Below are 20,381 nucleotides of genomic sequence, written 5' to 3' on the forward strand. Positions count from 1 at the left end.
TTAACTGCATGAAAATAAAATAGTCAAAATATGGAGTCTGTTTTCGAACAAGTAAAACAAGCACTTGGAAAACCTTACAAAGATCTTAATTTTTTGCTGCAAAGCTTTGCCGAGGTTCTTACGGAAAGTGGAGCGCAGAAAATAGTTCCTCATATCCCCTGGATCAATTCAAATCAAAAGCCACCGAAAGATGTATTGCTGAGTAATGATTATATTCATATGTTGTCAATGTGTTTTCAGTTACTGAATCTCGTTGAGGTGAATGGAGCAGTGCAAAGTCGTCGGGCAAAAGAAGAAGAAGACATGAGCAAGGTAAATGGCTTGTGGGCTACTAATTTCAAGATGCTTAAGGAAAAAGGAATCGACGAAAAGCAGATTTTAGCCGTACTTCCCACTATCATGATTGAGCCTGTGTTAACAGCGCATCCCACCGAAGCAAAACGTTCGGTTGTTTTACAGGAATACCGGAAGCTATACTTGCTTTTGGTGAAGCGCGAAAATCAGATGTACACTCGCATTGAACAGGGAGATATTCGCGATGAAATTAAGCAGATATTGCATCGGTTGTGGAATATTGGCGAGATTTATATTGAAAAACCGCACATTGAATCAGAGCTGGACAACATCTTACACTATCTGACGAATGTACTGCCCGAGGTTGTTGTACTGTTGGATAAACGTCTGAGACAAGCCTGGAAGGAATCAGAATTCGATGAGCGTTTGTTAAATGATATTGAAGATTTTCCGGGGTTATCATTTGGTAACTGGGTTGGCGGAGACCGCGACGGACATCCACTGGTTAGCGCCGAAACAACAAAGATGACGCTTAATAAACTGCGCTCTCATGCTTTTATCATTGTTCGTCAGGAATTGCTTCTTTTAGCTCAAAAACTGAGCATCTATATCGATAGTAAGGAGGTTTCTGCATCGTTTGTCGATCGGGTACAACAGATGGCGAAAGAGTTGGGACGCTCGGGTGAGTTGGTTTTGGAAGAGCATAGAAGTGAAATATTTAAAGCCTATGTGTTACTTTTATTGAACAAAATACCAATCAACCAAAGTCAGGAATACACACTAGAACTTGAAAATAGACCAACGAGCTACCAAAATTCTGATCAGTTAATACAAGATTTGGATGTCTTGTTTTTTGAGCTACAAAATCGTGGATTACTTGAAATTGCTCAGGTTGATGTTGGGCGATGTAAGCGACTATTAATGGTTTTTGGTTTTCATTTGGCCCAATTGGATATCCGGCAGAATAGCGAATATCACGAGAAGGCATTGTCACAACTTGTTCTATCCTCGTTGGGGCCGGATGAAGGTAGCCAGCTAACTGCTTCGCAGGTTGCTAAACGCTCTTTTCTGGATGCCGAATTAAAGGTTAATCGTCCGTTTTTGGTCGATCATTCTGAGGCTGGCGAAGAAGCTCGAAATGTGATTGAAAGCATGCAGGTGGTGAGCAACCACATTGACAAATACAGCACCCGCTCATTGGGCAAACTTATTATAAGTATGACTCGCAATGCTGAGGATTTGTTAACTGTTTACCTGTTTATGCGAGAAGCTGGAATGACCCTGAAATATGGTGATTTATTGGCAGCCAAATTGCCTGTTGTGCCTTTATTCGAAACCATTGAAGATTTATTAGCCAGTCCCGAAATTCTGGATGACTATCTCAGCCATCCGGTGGTCGTTAACAGTTTGAAATATCAACAGAAGCGGGATCAGGCGGATAATCTCTATCAGGATGTGATGATTGGTTACAGCGATAGCAATAAGGATGGTGGAATACTGGCAAGCTCCTGGTTTTTACATGAAGCGCAGCAACGACTTTCCGAAATTGGGAAAAAGCATGGTGTTCTCATTCGCTTTTTTCATGGAACAGGAGGAAGTATCAGCCGTGGAGCGGGCCCGTCGCATTGGTTTGTGAAAACATTGCCACATGGGGCAATTAACGGAAAACTGCGGATTACTGAGCAGGGGGAAACCATCGAGCGTAAATATGCCAATAAAATGAATGCTGCATATAATTTGGAGTTGATGTTGGCAAGTGTTACTGCTCAAACCATATTGCATGCGAATCAGTCCAAAGAAAATGAGGAAGTTGCAGGATTGTTTCATCAGCTGGGAATTCGAGGTCGGGAGTTTTATAGCGATTTAATTAGTGACCCCGATTTTATACATTTTTTTGCTGAAGCGACACCAATTGATGTGATCGAATCCAGCAAGATTGGCTCACGCCCGGCGCGGCGAACCGGAAAGCGGACAATGGATGATCTTCGTGCTATTCCCTGGGTTTTTAGTTGGGCGCAATCTCGGTTCAATATTACCAGTTGGTATGGTGTAGGTTCAACGTTAAATGAGCTTAAAACCCAAAAGACGGATGAGTATGAGAAGTTGCTGAAACTGGTCAAGTATGATCCATTTGTACGATATGTGATAACAAATCTCGATTCGAGTATTGCAGCAACTGACGAACAAATTATGAATAAGTATGCTGCTTTAGTTGAAGATGAAGCGATTCGGGAGCGGATGATGACCAAGATTCGCAAAGAGTTCGATTTAACAAAGGCCATGTTGGCCGATATGCTTCAAAAACCATTTAAGGAAAGACGTAAAAATCATTATTATTCGACAATTTTGCGTGCCGAGGCGATGAATAATTTGCATGACGCTCAAATTGATTTATTGAAAAAATGGCGGAGTAGCAGAAAAGAACAAACCAAAGATGAGTCTGAACATTTATTTGTATTGCTTCAGTGTGTGAATGCCATTGCAAACGCTTTAGGAACAACCGGATAAAAAAAATAATTATGAGTATAGTTGAAGAAAGGATCAGAGCACTTTTTCCTGAGGCCGCACCTTACCATCAGGTGTTGGACGAATACTACCAGCGAATGATTCATGAGTTCGGATTGGAAATCGAAAACACCATTGCCGCAGTGTCGTTGTGCCCTGATGAATTGAATAACGTAGTCATTGAAAAAGTACGCAGCTATTTTAATAATGTGTTTTTGATTGGTGGATTGGCCGGATATCCGTTTACCGGAATTACCGGCTTCAATGCTTTTGGAGATCATATCCCCGATGATGGAACTGCTTTTGTTTTTTTCGGACCGCACTTAGCTATCGATGAAAAGAGCCTTGGATTTGTTCATCGGCACGGGCAAAAGCGCGATACCCTGTCGTGTGGAGCTGCTTTCGGAGCATACCGAAGTTTGTTGCAGCACAATGGCATGCCAGATCAAATTGACCCCAATGATTTTCAGCAGGGACGAATACAGCAAATGTTGGCTCCCAAACTTGATGTTATTCCCAAAGAACAGCCAGAACCTAAAGTGATGGATATTCTGTTTGATGAGAGCCATGATTTTATTGTGACCCAGTCGAAGAGGATTAAAGAGCTTTTTAAAGCTGATAAAGTTATTTTAATGGGGGCGTTCGTAATTAATACACCGCTGGATATGTCTGATTATTTGTGGGTGAAGTATTTCGAAAAACTATAAGTAAGATCATAGCAAGTATCAGTTGCTGGCTTCTTTCATTTTAATCATTTCATATTCTTCGGAAAGGTAGGGATAGTCCCAGCACCCCATTCGATGGTATAAGTAGCCACCAAATCCTTTTTTGTAAATATGTACGCCGTGTAAGGGATGCATTCGATCTAAATTGGGAGCCGATCCAAACATATCATATTCTGTACAGCCCCATTTTTTAGCTATCCGTATTGCCTCCCATTGAAGAGCGTAACTTGCCATGAGGTTGTTTTTGTCGGTCGATGAAGCTCCGTACAGGTAGGTGCCCCGGTTTTTAGACAATACTAAAAACATCGACGCTAAAAATTCACCATCGAAGTCAGCCATCAACATCTTAATGTTAACCCCATTTTCACGATTGTCCTGATTTCTGAAAATATTGGCAAAGTATTCTTCGCTCTGTAGCGGGATATTGTGCCGCATCGCTGTGTCGGAGTATAGTTTGTACCAATCGCAAATATGCTCGATACCATATTCTTTTATCGAAATACCCTGTTTATTGGCTCGCCTGATGTTATAGCGGGTATTGTATCTCATATTACTCAGTAACTCAGCTTCAGTTTTATTCAAATTTAAAAGAAAGGTATTTTTGGGTAATATATCGACCGGACTTTTGCGTAAGTTCCACGTATTTGTTTTGTAGTTTATCCTGAATTCCTGAATGTTGCTTTCTGGCGGTCCTTGCCAAAAATCAGGATTGCTGAAGTAGTCTGATTCCTGTGACCACTGGTTCTGCCACATTAAATCATAGCGGATAAAGATGCAATTTGCAGGTAAATGATTTTTCATTAATTCAGATAATTTCTCAAGAAATACACCTTGGTTTTCAAAGGTGGGTTCCAACTTGGGACCATACGGAACGTAGGCAAAACAATGAGTGTCATTGATGTACTTGATCAGAACCAATACATCTTCCTTTATTCTTTCATCCGCACTTTTTGCCGGATTTAATAACTTCTTTGACACATTTATTTCGAAACCTTTGGGTTGAAATCCCTGATCCCCTTTTACTCGCCCCCAAAATGGTGTTTGTGGGAGTATGTTAGTTGGTTTTATGGCTTCAATCTCTTTTCTCGCTAGCCTGCAACTCATTTGTTTTCTTTTTTTTGCAAAAGTATGAAAAGGTGATAGCTGTGCAAATTTCTATGCAGAGGAGTTTAAACTACGTTTTTTTGAATCGATAAAGTCGGTTATCCAAAATACACTGACAGTAAAATAGGGGAAGAAGTTCTTTGATTATTTTGTCAAAGGTTTGTTAATGATTGTATTGCTGGATTGTAGCTGTCACATTTTAAAATTAATCAGCAAAGAAGAATTTGAGGAAGTGATAACGAAATACCTGCTTATTGTAACCGCAAAGCACGAATTATATGGCATACCAATTGGTTTTTGTGTAATCACAACAAAAAGGGATAGGAGAAAAATATACGACTGCAATTAGATCAAATATCACCATTAAAGGGGATTGTCTGTAGACATGTGAAAACCTATTTTTGTGTTAATTGTCAGAAGGAAAAGTACAGCTATACTTAATCGTGTAAGTCTGGAAGTTACATTTGGAATATATAAAGAAGGGAAATCGCAAGATGTTAAAAGAGTTGAAAACCAATATCATTAATACAATTGTTAATCTCAAGCCGGGAGAAATAGGTATTATAACTAATTTTTCGGTTGATCAGATTCCCGTAAAGTTACAGGAAATGGGGTGTTTGCCGGGTAATGAAGTGCGGCTCATTCAGGTTGCCCCGTTTAACGATCCGTTGTTTTTAAGTGTAAACGGCAATTTTTTAGCTATCCGTAAAGAGACCGCTGAGTTGATCGAAATTTCAAAAGTTGCATAAAAGTGCATGAGCAAAACAATCAATGTTGCATTAATTGGAAATCCGAACACCGGTAAAACGTCAATTTTCAATTTACTCACTGGCTTAAAACAGAAGGTCGGCAATTATCCCGGTATTACCGTTGAGAAAAAAGAGGGATTCTGCAAACTTCCTAACGGTGATAAGGCTCACGTTATAGATTTGCCTGGGACGTACAGTTTAAACGCCTCTTCGGCTGATGAACAGTTGGTCGTTGAATTACTCCTAAATCCGCAAAGCCAGGATTATCCTGAATTAGCAGTGGTGGTGACCGATGTAGAGAATCTGAAACGAAACCTGTTACTTTTCACTCAAATTAAAGATTTAAATGTTCCGACAGTTCTTGTTATCAATATGGCCGATCAGATTGAAAGGCGCGGAATCTCGCTCGATATTGATTTGTTGGAAAAGAATTTGAATACAAAAGTTGTACTTGTTAGCTCAAGAAAGAACGTTGGCATTGAGCAACTCAAAGAAACAGTCGCAAATTATAAGCAATTGAATACCACTGGGTGTGTTGATCTTCGAAAGATTGATCCAGGCTATTTTGCGAAACTGGAAGATGCTTACCGGGGAGAAGACTTGTATCAACTTTGGTTGGTAGTTTCGCAGGGGGAGCCTTTGCTGAAAATTAATAAAAATCTACTTCCGGTTAACGAGTATTCAGAGAGAAATACGTCAGAGATAAAACGCTTACAGCAAAAGGAAACCATTGAACGGTACTTGTTTATCAATAAAATTCTGAAGAAAGCCTACAATGTTGATATCACAAAAGCAAAAGATTGGAGAGGAGTCCTGGATCGTATTTTAACCCATAAATTCTGGGGCTATATTGTTTTTTTCATGATCATGTTGTTGATGTTTCAGGCCATCTACAATTGGAGCAGCATCCCGATGGATTTTATCGATCAGTCGTTTTCTCGTTTTAGCGAATGGACAAAAAATACATTGCCTGCCGGAGCATTGACTGATCTATTGTCAGAAGGAGTGATTCCAGGAGTCGGGGGAATTGTCATTTTTGTACCGCAGATCGCTTTTCTATTTCTGTTTATTTCAATTTTGGAAGAAAGTGGCTACATGAGCCGGATCGTCTTTTTAATGGATCGGGTAATGCGCCGTTTTGGATTAAGTGGAAAAAGTGTTGTCCCCCTGATTTCCGGCACCGCGTGCGCAATTCCAGCCGTCATGGCGTCTCGTAATATTGAAAATTGGAAAGAACGCCTGATTACCATTCTGGTTACTCCGTTTACCACTTGCTCGGCACGTCTTCCGGTTTATCTGATCATTATCGCATTAGTAATTCCCGACCAAACCGTTCTCGGGTTCAACGTACAAGGGCTGACTCTGATGGGGTTGTATGTGTTAGGATTCGGCATGGCTGTTTTTGCGGCATTTATTCTTAACAAGGTGATTAAAAACCGCTCACGTACTTTCTTTGTGGTTGAGATGCCGGGATACAAATTGCCCTTATTGAAGAATGTGCTCTATACGGTTATCGAAAAAACGAAAAGCTTTGTGCTTGTCGCCGGAAAGATAATTTTAGCCATTTCAATTGTGCTGTGGTTTTTAGCTTCCAACGGCTATTCTGATGAATTTCATCATGCCGAGGAAATTGTGCGTAGTCAATCACAAAGTGGCCAACTCTCGGAGTCTGATATCGAGACCGCTATTGCTTCGTATCAGTTAAGGCACTCGTATATTGGCACTGTTGGCCGAGCTATTGAACCGGCGATTCGCCCCTTGGGGTACGATTGGAAAATTGGTATTGCCTTGATCAGTTCTTTCGCTGCACGCGAGGTTTTTGTAGGGACTTTAGCAACGATTTACAGCGTTGGAAACGACGAAGAGGCTACCATCAAACAACGCATGTCGGAAGATGTTAACCAGAGAACCGGGCGTAAGCTATTTAATTTCCCAACGGGAATTTCATTGCTTCTTTTTTATGCTTTTGCACTACAATGCATGAGTACAATTGCTATCGTGAAAAAAGAAACCAATGGCTGGAAGTGGCCTCTTATTCAGCTCGGATTTATGAGTGGCTTTGCCTATATCGTTGCCATGCTTGCATATCAACTGTTGGCATAATTGTTGGAGGATTTAAACATGACACTATTTCAGGACATATTGGTTTATCTCATAGTTGCAGCAGCCCTTTTTTTCCTGGTTAAAAAGTATTTTTTCAAGAATAAGAGTAGTTCATGTAGCGACGACAAATGTGGCGGGTGCGGCTGATTTTGAAAAAAGACGAACCGATCTGTGTATTTATCTGCTTCTTTCATAAGTTCCTAACGCGAAACAAACGAAGTGACTTTTTGGCGATATCGAATGAGGAAAAATAGCTTTCTGTTTGAGTGCGGTGTTAGCCTTTTGCAATTCAGTTAAATTAGCCTATTTTCGAACTCTTATTTTTGGTGGATGCAGAAAATTGAAAATATTAATGAACGTACTTTGATTGAGCGTTTTAAGGTTGGTGATGAGACCGCCTTTGAGTTGCTGTTTCGTTTTTATTACGCTGGATTGGTTTTATATGCGAATCAAATTATTTTAAATAGACCTGATTCCGAGGAGATTGTTCAGGACTTTTTTGTTCAATTATGGGAAGACCGATTGAAGATCAACTCTGCTGATTCGTTAAAGCCCTACCTGTTCACATGTATTAAAAACAGAGCTTTTAACTATCTGAAAAGTGAGGGTATCAAGGAAAAGGTTCATCAATATATCAAGGCACAGGTGGAAGAGGATATTCTTTATGATCCCGATATTTATATTTCAGAAGAACTTCAGGGAGAAATAAAGAGAGCAATAGACAAATTGCCTGATCGCTGTCGCGAAATATTTATAAAAAGTCGTTTTAAGGGAGATTCTAACGATGAAATCGCTAATGAGCTTGATATTTCGAAGAGAACCGTTGAAACTCAGATCAGTAAGGCTTTACGAATTCTTCGAGTAGAGTTGAAAGATTATGTTGGATTGCTATTTTTACTCGGAATTCTAAAAAACTTTTAATAAAAAATAACATTTGCGTACGTGTGCGCGCCTTTTCATTTGTATTAATTAATGGAACAGTAAATAGTTGTTTGCTTGAAACCTAACTGATCAATGAAAAAGAAGAATTCGATACCAACGAATCAAAAATATGAACGTTCTGTTCAGGAGCATTCCAAACTTTCAGATGAAGATAAACTCATTAAAGCTCATTTGTTGTATTTACAGAAAGACGAAATAGATACCGATGGAGCATATTCCTTTGTGAAAAAACAGATTCAAAAAGGCCGAAAAGTTTTCCGACTATATGAGCAGTTCAGTCGTGTTGCTGCGATTTTAATTTTACCGCTACTATTAGTTACCGTCTGGAGTATTTCTAAAATCAGCAATCGCCCGGAGCCTTTAAACGCGAAACAGCAATTTGTACAATCGGTACAAGAGGTTGTTTGTCCCGTAGGAACCCGATCAAAGGTTCAGTTACCTGATGGCAGCAACGTTTGGCTTAATGCAGGAACAACACTTAAATATAACTTACCGTTTTCATCAGCCAACCGAAATATTGAGCTTCACGGAGAAGCATTTTTGGATGTCGCAAAAGTGGCTAATTCGGAGTTTAAAGTTTATTCTAATAATGTTGAAGTAGTCGTTCGTGGAACTCAGTTTAATTTCCGATCGTATAATCGCGATGACCGGGTAGAAGTTTGCTTGGTCGAAGGAAGTATTGATTTGAATATTGGCGGAGAAAATAAGAATATAAAGCGAGCTAAGCTAAAACCTGGAGACCATTTGAGCTATAGTAAAGAGAAAAAATCGACTGAACTGATCAATGAAAACCTGAGCAAGTTTATTGCTTGGCGAAAAGGTTTGTTGGTATTTGATGATGCTCCATTACTAGAAGTTGCAAGAGAGTTGGAACGTTGGTACGGAGTGGAAGTAGAAATTACTGATGAAAATCTTTTGGCTTATCGCTATACGACGACTTTTGAAAATGAATCGATCCAACAAGTTGTCGACTTGCTTGAGTTAAGTTCATCAATGAAAGTTGAGTATTTACCAAAATCAGAAATAGATTCAGCCAAATCAAAGGTCATATTTAAAAAAAGATAATTGATTTCTATAGATGAGATAAATTTGTGAGTTGAGAAAAGAAGAATGAAAAAGGGAAGTGCTGCAACACTTCCCCCCGATTTAAATAAAAACTTAATGTTCAAATGTTAAATTTAAAATCAGTGCTAATTTATGAAAAAAAACATTGCTAATTTATATCCCGTTTTTCGGAGATATAAAAAAACCTTATCAATTATGCGTAATGTACTATTGATTGTATTGGTGACAGCTTTCCAAACGTTTGCGGTAGGAACCTACTCGCAAACTTCAAAGTTGAACCTTGAACTTAAAAATATATCTTTAAAAGATGTATTAGCGAAAATTGAAGAACAGTCTAACTATTATTTTTTATATAATAGCGAGTTAATTGATGTTGATCGCAAGGTTGATTTATCAATTCAAAATCAAGATGTTGAAGCTGTTCTTTCTGAGATTTTTGATGATTCAAAAGTAACAGTTCTTGTAAAAGAACGCCATATTGTTTTAACTCCTGTAAACACAGTTAGTCAACAAGAAGTATCCGTATCTGGTGTTGTTACTGACGACGGAGGCGTGTCGCTTCCTGGAGTAACAGTAGTTGTAAAAGGCACAGCCACCGGAACCGTAACAGATTTTGACGGGCGATTCAGCTTAAGTAATGTACCTTCGGATGCAACGCTTCAATTTTCATTTGTTGGAATGAAAACAGCGGAAGTTTTAGTTAACGGACGTACAGAAATCAACGTTACCTTGCAAGAAGAAACCATTGGACTGGAAGAAGTGGTCGCTATTGGATATGGAACCATGAGGAAGCGGGATGTGACTGGGTCAGTTGCATCAGTCACAGGGGAACAACTCGCTGCTGTACCTGTTTCCAACGTGGCGCAAGCTATTCAGGGGCGACTCTCTGGCGTGAATGTAATTTCTCAGGACGGACGTCCCGGTGCAGATATTTCGATTCGCGTACGTGGTGGAGGTTCTATTTCTCAAAGTAACGACCCCCTTGTGTTGATTGATGGAATACCAGGCAATATTAGTGATATTCCTGCCGATTTAGTAGAAAGCGTTGATGTACTTAAAGATGCATCTTCTACTGCTATTTTCGGTGCGCGCGGTGCGAATGGTGTTATCCTCGTGACAACAAAAAGGGGCGAGGCCGGTGAGGCTTCAGTGAGCTATAGCGGTTATGCCAAATTCAATACTCCCATAGGATATCTTGACGCTCTTAGTCCGTACAATTACTTGGAACAGAAATGGGGGCTTCTCGATGTGTATTTCGGAGAAACGTATACAACACCGTTTCAAAAATTATGGGGAATTGGAGCCCATAAGGGCGGCAACGCTGGTGGCATTGATGCTTATAAAGATGTGCAGCGATACAACCTTCAAAAGGACGTATATAACAGTTCATTCTCCCAAAACCATGACCTGACCATTACTGGCGGAACAGAGAAAACCAAAGTTATTTTCACTGTTAACTACATGGACGAAGATGGTATGAAGCTGAACTCCTATGCAAAAAGAGCTACGGCATCGTTCAAGTTAGATCAAGAAATAAGCGAAAAACTAGACTTTAACCTGGATGTACGTTATACGGATAGAAAAACGCTGGGAAATGAAGGTACAACCAACGGTTTTGGTTCTGCCCTCTCTGGGTCTTACCGTTTCCGTCCTATCGCTATGGAAGATATAAAAGGTGATCTGGCTATTTTAGATGATTCTTCTTTGGGTGAAGAGAATTTTGTGATGGAAGACTTGTACAGTCCTGTCAATGTGATCAAAGACCGTGAGAACCTGAATTTGAGACAATCACTACGTGCTACAACCGGTGTGGATTGGAACATTATTGAAGGCTTGAACTACCGTACTGAATTGACTCTGGCTCGTGATTATTCGCAAACCAAAAACTGGAGAGGTCCCACACCCGCCAGCGCCAATGAGCAAAGCTATCTGAATAGTGATGGAACGAATATATATTCCGGCGATGCAGATTACAGAAAAGCAAACAGTTGGAGCCTGCGCTGGACTAACACCTTGGGTTATGAAATGGTACTGAATGACATTCATCGGATTAATGCTTTGGTTGGTCAGGAAATAACGGACTCAGGCGGCGAAAACATGCGCATCTCAGGCGAAAAATTTCCGAACAATTTCACCAAGGAGAATGCTTTTGCCAGTATGTCGCAATACGGGTCAGACCTCCAGATTTCTTCGGGAGTTTCTACTCCAAGCCGTATTCAATCTTATTTCGGCCGGGCAAACTACTCGCTGCGCGATAAATACATGATTACCGCTACTTTCCGTGCTGATGGCTCTTCGAACTTCTCTCCCGAGCATCGTTGGGGATACTTCCCTGCAGGCTCTTTTGCATGGCGCGTTTCGCAAGAATCGTTTATGGATAACACGAAAAACTGGCTTGATGATCTGAAACTTCGTGTATCATATGGTGCGGTAGGTAACGATGCTATTAGCGCCGACCAGTGGTCGCAATTGTGGGCCGCCGAAACTGATCCACGTTATCAGATAGGCTTAGATAATGAACATCAGCCTTCTTATGACTTGGCTTCTGACCAATTTGCAAACCGGGATTTAAAATGGGAAACGACCATTACACGCAACATTGGTCTCGACTTTACGCTTTATAACAATCGTTTGTGGGGTAGTATCGAAGTTTACAAAAATACCACAAAAGATTTGTTGATGCTAACCGACATTCCATCTATCACCGGATTTACAACCAGCTACGCCAACATTGGGCAAACCAGCAATAAAGGGGTCGAAATCTCCCTTACCGGCGTGCTATATAAGAATCAGGACTGGAATATTTCGGGAGGCGCTAACATCAACTTTAACAGAGGTAATATTGACGAACTTGCTGAAGGAGTTCAAAGTGCTTACGGAACGCAATTCCTGCAATCAGGAATTCCGAATTCTGATTATATCTTGCAGGAAGGAAAACCAGTTGGAATCGTAATGGGCTACCAAATGGACGGAAACGGATATTATACTCCGGCCGATTTCAATTACGACTCTGCAACAGGGATGTATACCTTAAAAGATGGAATTGCTGATCTTTCAAGTGCTTTTGTTGCCTATCAGGGAGGTTTGGTTCCCGGTGGTCAACAGGCTTATCCAGGTTTACCGAAATTTGTTGATGTTGTAGAAGACGGTGTGATTGATGTTAAAGACTACGTTGAAATCGGCGATATGACTCCGATACATACAGGTGGGTTCAATATCAACGTTACATATAAAAAATTCGACCTTGGCATGAACTTCAACTGGAGTTATGGAAATGATGTCTATAACGCAAACAAATTAGCAACACTTTATAACGGTAACAAGGGTGGCGGCCTTTATGGGAACAAGTTGGCTATCGTGAATAACTCCTATTCCCTTTTTGAAATTCAGAATGGAAACTTGGTAGAGCTTACCACTCCTGAAGAGTTGAACGCTGCTAACGCAGGAGCAAGCTTGCCATCTACTTATCTGCAACAAGGCTATGTATCTGACATCGGTATCGAAGATGGCTCATACCTTCGTCTCAATACGCTGACTTTAGGTTACACGTTGCCAAAACTGTTGTTAAGCAAGATTAAAGCAAACAACCTCCGTGTATACGGATCTGTCTACAATGTATTTACCTTAACCGGTTATTCGGGACTTGACCCTGAAGTGAATGCGAATGCAAACTTGAATAACGCCCGTTATCCGACTCCCGGACTTGACTGGGGAACCTATCCTCGTGCTCGTCAGTTTGTGTTAGGGTTAAATGTTACTTTCTAAATCGTGTAAAGGGATAATAATTTTTAAACAATAATAATGATGAAAAATATAGTTCTATATATATGCTTAGCAATGCTGCCGTTCATGTTTACCGGATGCAGTAGCGACTATTTGGATGTATCGAATGCAGGGCAGTCCGATGATGCCTTTGTGATGTCGAGCCCAGATGAAGCCTTTAAAACCTTATCGTGGGCTTACGCTGAATATCGTCAGGGTGCAGTACACGGTGGAAACTACAACTGGCAAGATCCCCTGGGATCGGACGCTGGATATATGAGTGAATTTCCTACGGCAAACAATGTCATTGCCCGATTGCAACCTGAAGCAACTGCTGTAAACTCCGCAATGGGTTTGTATAACAGTTTGAACGTTGTTGTGGCACGTGCTGCCCGTATTGCCGACTTAATATCAGAAAAAGAAGAGTATCAGGCAGATGCTGAAGGTAACGTGCCTACTGAGTGGACTCAAGTTTATGGCGAAGCCAGAACTCTGTCGGCATATTGCGCCTGGGAACTGGTCCGCCATTTTGGTGATGTTCCATTTGGCTATGATAACCAAATAGTGGAAGAGTACGAGTTGACTTCGCGCTTCGCTATTATGGATTCCATTATTAACGTACTCAAAGCGGCTGAAAGCCAAATGTACGTATTGGGACAAGGAGGAATCACGGCTGAACGTCTTAGCCGGACTTTTGCCAATGCACTAATTGGCGAGATTGCGCTTCATGCCGGTGGGTGGCAAACCATTCGCACTGATGTACCCGGATTGTATGGCGACGTGCAATTTGAGACGAAGGGTACAGATGACGGTGCAAGCGTTTATGCGCGTCGTACCGATTATATGACTTACATCACAATGGCGGAGCAATACCTGAGCGCAGCTGTAAATACCCATAGTGGATCAGCAACGCTTGTTACATCAGATAGCAGAGAGGCCAATAATCCTTTTCAAAAGGTTTGGCAAGAGATTAACTCCAGACGAATAAGTCCCGAGTCGCTTTTTGAAATTGGTACTGTTCCGGGAACAGGAAATGCTGAACTGGGATACAGTCAGGGACGTGCTGGTGGTAGACATAATAATTTGGCTTACCTAAATACCTTTGCTGCGATCCGTATTATTCCATCGTTCCTTTATAATGCTTTCGAACCCGGCGACAAACGACGTGACGTAAGCATGGTTGTAACTGGAAGCGATGCAGCAACCGGACGAGAAGCGTTGGTGCCACTTGGCGTAGGTACGCGTATCGGCGGCGGAGGTCCAAGTATCAATAAGTGGGATAAAAACCGAGGAGATGACCCTGACTACCCGAACGTATCATTCCGTGCGACAGGTATCAACTACGTCATCATGAGAATGGCTGATGCCATGCTGATGCTTGCTGAAGCTAAAGCAATATCAGGAAGCGATAACGGAGGTGCGGTAGCATTGGTAAACCAAATTCGCGAAAGAGCTTTTGGAGATGCAAACCACAATATTGCGGGACTTTCGGGCGATGCGCTATTGGATGCGATTTATAATGAACGCAAATTAGAATTAGTGGGAGAAGGAGATGTTCGTTGGGATATGATTCGTTCAGGTAAATTCAACGAAAGAGCAATCGCAGTGCGTCAGGAAATGAGTGATATGATTGCTGGCCTTGAAGCTAACGGATTTTACACATTCCCAAGCGGTAGAACCATTTCCAATTATGTTTGGACTAAATATGTTCAGGTAGATGGAAACAGTGAGGCTGTTGTTACACAAAGTCCCGACCCAAGTAATCCGGCACTTTATCCCGGTTGGCGAGGTATTTACGAATGGGGTGCTGAAGCTCATGAAGAATATCCTGCCAAAAACCTGGCCATCAAAGGCCTCTATGAGTATATTGATCCTGATGGAGCTGAAGCTGCTGCCTTGGAAGCAGACGGATATCAAAAAGTGGATTGGGGCATTAGGGTTTGGAATGATCCAAACGCCAAAGCGATGTTAAATGCAGCTATTCTGGACGGTGTCGTCGGCCGTGAAACAGCTGCGCCTCGTTACTTTCACCCGATGCCATTGACGTTAATTGACCAGTCGAAAGGAAATGTAACGAATGGCTACGGATTGCCCAATCAGTAAAAATAAGATCTGATTATTGACAAAAAGAATTATGCAACAGCTTGAGACGTTTTCATGAATCAGGTACTGTTTAAATAGAAAAGTAAAAGAAAGAGGTCATCCATCAGGACGGCCTCTTTTTTGGTTTTTAAGCCATCTTTTTCAAAATGTTTTTTTTTACTACTTATAAAAACCAATGCATTACTACTACTACTTGCTAATTTTTTCGATGATTAGCTATTCGCAAATAACAGATTTGTGTCCTGCAACGATTCTGGAATCGAAATCTTTTTCCGAAATTATTGGGACTCCCAAACTGGTCGATTCTCCGTATGGACAAGCCGTTTATTTCGACGGAATCGACGATGCCCTATTTGTCGACTCAATGCCCCTGACAGGCTTAAGTCAATTCACCATTGAAGCCATTTTCAGACCTGATCATGGTGGAAGTTTCGAACAACGATTCTTGCATTTTGGCGAACCAAACCAAGCTCGCTTGTTATTCGAAATCAGAACCACAGAAACTGACTGGTATTTTGATGCCTACCTGAATAGTGGCAAAGACAATATTGCATTAATTGACCCAAATATATTACATCCACTCGATCAGTGGTATCATGTGGCCTTGGTGGTGAACAAGGGCCAGCTGACCACCTACGTCAATCATGAAAAAGAATTGGAAGGTGAAATCGAATTGGTGCCTATAATCTCAGGACAAACCTCCATCGGAGTTCGACAAAATAAAGTTTCTTGGTTTAAGGGAGCTATTTACAACGTAAAAATTACACCAAGGCAACTAACCCCGAAAGATTTTTTATCAATCGAAATGTGACTATAACGAAAATGAACTAAACTTGACAACTTAAACTAACCCGATATGAAAGCTAAAAGAGTAAATGTGATCCTTGCATTATTTTTACTGACTTCATTTCAATTGTTATCAGCTCAAAACAAACGTTTAGTAAATGAAATTAAATCAACCATGCTAAAAGCGACCCGATTTATGGTTGAAGAAGTAAGTTATAATGGTGGATATGTTTGGTACTATCTCCCCGATTTTTCTCGCCAATGGGGAGAAATGGAAGCTTACAAAACCATGATCTGGGTCCAAAGTCCTGGAACCGTCACGATGGGGAATTCCTTTCTGGATGCCTACGAAATAACAGGCGATCCGTATTATTATGAAGCCGCAAAGAAAGCTGCAGCAGCTCTTATTTGGGGACAAAGCCATCAAGGTGGATGGAATTACATGATTGATTTTGGGGGCGACCGTTCGCTGAAAAAATGGTATAACACCATTGGTAAAAATGGCTGGCGGCTCGAAGAATTCCAACATTACTACGGCAACAGTACATTCGACGATGGAGTGACCTCCGGAGCAGCCCGATATTTACTTCGTATGTACATGACCAAACTCGACCCCACCTATAAGCGAGCTCTCGACAAGGCGATCGATTTTATCCTTGAAAGCCAATATCCGCTGGGGGGCTGGCCGCAAAGATATCCTTTGAAATTTGATTACAGTAAAAATGAAACCCCGGATTATTCATCCTATTATACGCTGAACGATGATGTGACCTGGGACAATATTCAGTTTCTGATACAATGTTATGTACTGCTGGGAGAACAACGATTTTTAGATCCGATCAGGCGAGCAATGAATTTTTATCTTGTTGCCCAGGATGGCAGCGGTGGTTGGAGTCAACAACTCAACATGGAGCTAAAAGCTGCAAGCGCAAGGACCTATGAGCCGGCAGGCCTTTTGCCTTCGGCGACGTTTAAAAACTGCATGCTTCTTCTCAGGTTTTATGAATTTTCCGGCGAAAGAAAATTTTTACTTGCAATTCCACCAGCTATTGAGTGGCTCGAACAGAACCAACTTACTGAAGATCAGACGCAGGACGGAAAATATACACATCCTGCTTTTATCAATCCCGAAACTGGTGATCCTATTTATGTGCATCGCACAGGTTCCAATGTAAAATACGGGCACTATTATACTGACCAGAATGATGAAAAGCTGCTGCGCCATTATGGTGGAAAAACCTACATTCCTCTTAATTTTTTAAAAAAGGAATACAAAAGAATAGCTTCCTTATTGCCTGATGAAGCCGTTGCAAACTCGCCACTGAATGACTCTGGAGAATATGGGATTGATATTTTGAAAGGCTTAACAGATCAAAGGAAGTTTCGAGATCGCAATGATTCATTGAAAAAACGCGTTGATGAAATTGTTCGGTCGTTGGATGATGAAGGCAGATGGTTAGTCGAACACGCAATGGTAAGCAATCCGTATATTGGAGAAGGTCAGAAGATGGAGCAAACAGATGAATTTGGATCCACGATGGTTGGCGATGACTCGGATACTTCACCATTTAGCGATGAGACAGAGCAATTGTATGTTTCAACGCGCCAATACGTTCGGAATATGGAATTGTTAATGGAGTACCTTAAAAAAGAGAACTGATGAAACGAGTATATAAAATTTCGTGTGCCTTTTTAAAGAGCTTAATAACAATAGCTTTGATGGGTATTGTTTTTATGTCTTACGCTAAGGAAAAGGTGAACTCGCTAAATGCTAAATTGCATTTTTGCGGCGATTATATCGTCTACAAAGGCGATAAAATACAACTGAATGAGCATGCTTTTTACGTTGATGGACAACTTAGTGAAAAAGATGCCGGGCAATTCCCCTTCGTTTTTAATTCGTTTGCCGAAGCTGTAAAACACCTGTCTGATGGGACTGAAGATGAATCAATGACTTTATATATTGCTCCTTGGGTGTACTGGATTGATGATCCTGATGATCCTGAAATTCGACTTCCAGAGGAAGGACAAAACACGCCGTTTGGAATGGAATTGTCGTGCGAATGGCTGACGTTTTTTGGTTTGTCTGATAATCCTTACGATGTGATTCTGGCTTGCAACCGGGGGCAAACGATGGGTGCAAAGGGAAATTTCACCATGTTCAATATTAAAGGAGACGGGCTCTACGTTGAAAACATCACCTTTGGAAATTATTGTAATATCGATTTGGTTTATCCGCTCAATCCGGAATTGAACCGAGAGAAACGGGGCTCCGCCATTGTGCAGGCACAACTTGTTTTTTCTGATGGTGACAAAGTTGTCGCCCGGAATACAAATTTCATCAGCCGACTGAATCTTGGGCCGTTTTGGGGAAGCAAGCGCACGTTGTTTGATCGTTGCCATTTTGAGTCAACCGACGATGCATTGAATGGAAGAGCGGTTTATCTGAACTGTACGTTTGATTTTTACAGCTCTAAACCATTTTGGGGAACTTCCGGTACCGGTGCTGTTTTTCTGAATTGCGATATGAGGTCTTTTACTCGTGGCAGTCAATATTTTACGAAAAGTGGAGGACAGCTTGCTGCAGTTGATACCCGTTTCCACTCCGAAACGCTCTCATCTTTGGGCTGGCGAGATCATCCTGCCTTGGAAGCTCGCAATTATCAATACAATATTCGTCTAAATGATGCACCAGTTCTACTGAGTCAGCAGCATGCCTACGCAACAGTTGATATGGCGAACAAGCCTGTTTTGAATGCCTATCGTTTTGTACGTGATGAAAAAGTCATTTACAATACCTACAACTTGCTTCGTGGAAATGATGATTGGGATCCGATGGGTTTGAAAGAATTGGTCGAAAAAGCGGAGAAAGAAAATGGTCAGGATTATACTGATTTACCAACTCAACTTTTAATCAAGCCAACAAGAGATACACTGGAAACAGGGAGAGATAGCTTGATTTTAACCGTCACGATCAATAAATTTGGAAACTACGAATTGGAGGAAGAGGTTAATGTAAACTGGTCAGTGGCTTCTGTTTTCAGAGAGCTTGTTAAATTGAAGGATAAGGGCGACGGCACCTGTTTGGTAATCCCCAAAAATGAAAGTGATGAAACCCGCGAAGTGATTGTAACAGCGTCAACAAACTCCGGTCTCGAGGCAGCGTCAGTGTTATACATTACTCCGTCGTTTCTTCCACCTCCGGGGTTTACTAAACGACCGCAGATTCAGAATTCTGGAAAAGGACAGTTAAACGTGAATTACGAACTGGACATGAGCTATGACGATCAGTCTTTGGTGAGTTGGTATCGATGTGCTGATTCCAATGGTTCGAATCCGATTGAAGTTGCGGTTTCGCGTTTTAGCACGCCGCTAAAAACTTACACCCTCACTGCGGGAGACGTGGGGTACTTTATTATGGCCGTTGTTTCGCCCAAACATTTGCGTTGCCACCCGGGTGACCCCGTGGGAACAGTCTTTCCGAAAGCCATTACAGCTGCCGATGTCAAACAGAATCCAAAAGTGTTGATTCCGGATCTTGAACACATGTCGACAGCCTATCAACCCAAAGTAATTCCAGGTTTTTGGGCGCTCGATAGTTACGCGCCTGCCGACACACACGACTTTAATTGGGAAGCTGACAACAGCAAAAATCCATGGTATTATGGCCCCGGAGTAAATGGTGCTGCTAACGATACTGGCTTTGTGCAAGCTACAAAGGGGGCACGGATGCGTTATCAACCGGTTGGTGAATTTTTTGGTGATATGAAGGTTCGGTTTCTTGCTGTTCCGGCAAAAACAGCTGGTCAGGGATTTAGCAGTGCCAGGGCACAATACATGGATATTGGCTTAAAAATGGATCTGAAAAGGATGAACGGTTATGCGCTGCGACTGATCAGAACGACGAAATACAGCGATGCCACCGATTTTATTTTAATGAAATACGAAGATGGTGTTGCCAAAGCGATTAGCGAGCCTGTATCGGTATCATGTTACCGACCAAAATGCCTGATAAGTGCAGAAATAAAGGGCAATAAATTAGTTGTGCATGCTGAAAACACCGGGGAGTATTTTACTGCTCATGATGGCGATCAGGTCAAACGAGTAGTTGATATGGAAGCCGAAATTGAACCATCACCGTTTGGTGGATTTAGTATTCAACATACCGGTAGCATTGGCAGTGGAGCAACTCTGATTAAAGATTTAAAAATTGAATGGTTTTAGTTTATCCAACCTGACGTAA

General features: G+C 41.4%; 13 protein-coding genes. 12 read left to right on the top strand and 1 reads right to left on the bottom strand.

Features of this window, described 5'->3' with window-relative positions; translation table 11 throughout:
- Window positions 1-30: 30 nt before the first annotated feature.
- Together GR929_RS00605 and GR929_RS00610 are read left to right on the top strand one after the other, a co-directional pair.
- Window positions 31-2,802 carry a phosphoenolpyruvate carboxylase gene (locus GR929_RS00605; protein WP_159516976.1) on the top strand — a complete coding sequence of 924 codons (2,772 nt, stop codon included), beginning with the start codon at window positions 31-33 and terminating at the stop codon, window positions 2,800-2,802.
- An 11-nt stretch (window positions 2,803-2,813) separates the two neighbouring features.
- Window positions 2,814-3,506, top strand: a complete 693-nt coding sequence (locus tag GR929_RS00610) for a hypothetical protein (protein WP_159516977.1) — start codon at window positions 2,814-2,816, stop codon at window positions 3,504-3,506.
- Window positions 3,507-3,524: 18 nt separating this feature from the next.
- Here GR929_RS00610 and GR929_RS00615 read toward each other — a convergent pair whose 3' ends face one another.
- Window positions 3,525-4,628: a lipid II:glycine glycyltransferase FemX gene (locus tag GR929_RS00615; protein WP_159516978.1), complete on the bottom strand. Its 1,104-nt coding sequence runs from the start codon at window positions 4,626-4,628 to the stop codon at window positions 3,525-3,527.
- A 506-nt stretch (window positions 4,629-5,134) separates the two neighbouring features.
- Between GR929_RS00615 and GR929_RS00620 the strand changes: the two genes are divergently transcribed.
- From GR929_RS00620 to GR929_RS00665, 10 genes are all read left to right on the top strand, one after another.
- Window positions 5,135-5,377 (top strand): FeoA family protein, encoded by a 243-nt coding sequence (locus tag GR929_RS00620; protein ID WP_201300862.1) that lies wholly within the window; start codon window positions 5,135-5,137, stop codon window positions 5,375-5,377.
- A gap of 6 nt (window positions 5,378-5,383) precedes the next feature.
- A complete protein-coding gene (gene feoB / locus GR929_RS00625; RefSeq protein ID WP_159516979.1) occupies window positions 5,384-7,480 on the top strand; it encodes a ferrous iron transport protein B in 2,097 nt (698 codons plus the stop codon).
- 18 nt (window positions 7,481-7,498) lie between these two features.
- A complete protein-coding gene (locus GR929_RS22110; RefSeq protein WP_159516980.1) occupies window positions 7,499-7,627 on the top strand; it encodes a FeoB-associated Cys-rich membrane protein in 129 nt (42 codons plus the stop codon).
- Window positions 7,628-7,810: 183 nt separating this feature from the next.
- Window positions 7,811-8,401, top strand: coding sequence for an RNA polymerase sigma-70 factor (locus tag GR929_RS00635; RefSeq protein WP_159516981.1), 591 nt, complete (start codon window positions 7,811-7,813; stop codon window positions 8,399-8,401).
- 93 nt (window positions 8,402-8,494) lie between these two features.
- Entirely contained in the window at window positions 8,495-9,487 is a 993-nt protein-coding gene (locus tag GR929_RS00640) for a FecR family protein (RefSeq protein ID WP_159516982.1), read from the top strand.
- Window positions 9,488-9,682: 195 nt separating this feature from the next.
- Window positions 9,683-13,252 (top strand): TonB-dependent receptor, encoded by a 3,570-nt coding sequence (locus GR929_RS00645; protein ID WP_159517493.1) that lies wholly within the window; start codon window positions 9,683-9,685, stop codon window positions 13,250-13,252.
- Window positions 13,253-13,288: 36 nt separating this feature from the next.
- Window positions 13,289-15,352 carry a RagB/SusD family nutrient uptake outer membrane protein gene (locus GR929_RS00650; protein WP_201300864.1) on the top strand — a complete coding sequence of 688 codons (2,064 nt, stop codon included), beginning with the start codon at window positions 13,289-13,291 and terminating at the stop codon, window positions 15,350-15,352.
- A gap of 175 nt (window positions 15,353-15,527) precedes the next feature.
- Window positions 15,528-16,163, top strand: coding sequence for a LamG domain-containing protein (locus GR929_RS00655; RefSeq protein ID WP_159516983.1), 636 nt, complete (start codon window positions 15,528-15,530; stop codon window positions 16,161-16,163).
- 45 nt (window positions 16,164-16,208) lie between these two features.
- Window positions 16,209-17,798, top strand: a complete 1,590-nt coding sequence (locus tag GR929_RS00660; protein WP_159516984.1) for a pectate lyase — start codon at window positions 16,209-16,211, stop codon at window positions 17,796-17,798.
- Window positions 17,798-20,362, top strand: a complete 2,565-nt coding sequence (locus tag GR929_RS00665; RefSeq protein WP_159516985.1) for a hypothetical protein — start codon at window positions 17,798-17,800, stop codon at window positions 20,360-20,362. The genes GR929_RS00660 and GR929_RS00665 overlap by 1 nt, the downstream gene beginning before the upstream one ends.
- The last annotated feature ends 19 nt before the right edge of the window (window positions 20,363-20,381 follow it).

It is taken from the genome of Sunxiuqinia indica (genome assembly GCF_009847015.1).
Taxonomy (GTDB): domain Bacteria; phylum Bacteroidota; class Bacteroidia; order Bacteroidales; family Prolixibacteraceae; genus Sunxiuqinia; species Sunxiuqinia indica.

Coding starts and splice junctions, on each gene's coding strand:
- GR929_RS00655 (WP_159516983.1), top strand. CDS start 15,528: ATGCATTACTACTACTACTTGCTAATTTTTTCGATGATTAGCTATTCG.
- GR929_RS00635 (WP_159516981.1), top strand. CDS start 7,811: ATGCAGAAAATTGAAAATATTAATGAACGTACTTTGATTGAGCGTTTT.
- GR929_RS00640 (WP_159516982.1), top strand. CDS start 8,495: ATGAAAAAGAAGAATTCGATACCAACGAATCAAAAATATGAACGTTCT.
- GR929_RS00665 (WP_159516985.1), top strand. CDS start 17,798: ATGAAACGAGTATATAAAATTTCGTGTGCCTTTTTAAAGAGCTTAATA.
- GR929_RS00605 (WP_159516976.1), top strand. CDS start 31: ATGGAGTCTGTTTTCGAACAAGTAAAACAAGCACTTGGAAAACCTTAC.
- GR929_RS00650 (WP_201300864.1), top strand. CDS start 13,289: ATGATGAAAAATATAGTTCTATATATATGCTTAGCAATGCTGCCGTTC.
- GR929_RS00610 (WP_159516977.1), top strand. CDS start 2,814: ATGAGTATAGTTGAAGAAAGGATCAGAGCACTTTTTCCTGAGGCCGCA.
- GR929_RS22110 (WP_159516980.1), top strand. CDS start 7,499: ATGACACTATTTCAGGACATATTGGTTTATCTCATAGTTGCAGCAGCC.
- feoB (WP_159516979.1), top strand. CDS start 5,384: ATGAGCAAAACAATCAATGTTGCATTAATTGGAAATCCGAACACCGGT.
- GR929_RS00615 (WP_159516978.1), bottom strand. CDS start 4,628: ATGAGTTGCAGGCTAGCGAGAAAAGAGATTGAAGCCATAAAACCAACT.
- GR929_RS00645 (WP_159517493.1), top strand. CDS start 9,683: ATGCGTAATGTACTATTGATTGTATTGGTGACAGCTTTCCAAACGTTT.
- GR929_RS00660 (WP_159516984.1), top strand. CDS start 16,209: ATGAAAGCTAAAAGAGTAAATGTGATCCTTGCATTATTTTTACTGACT.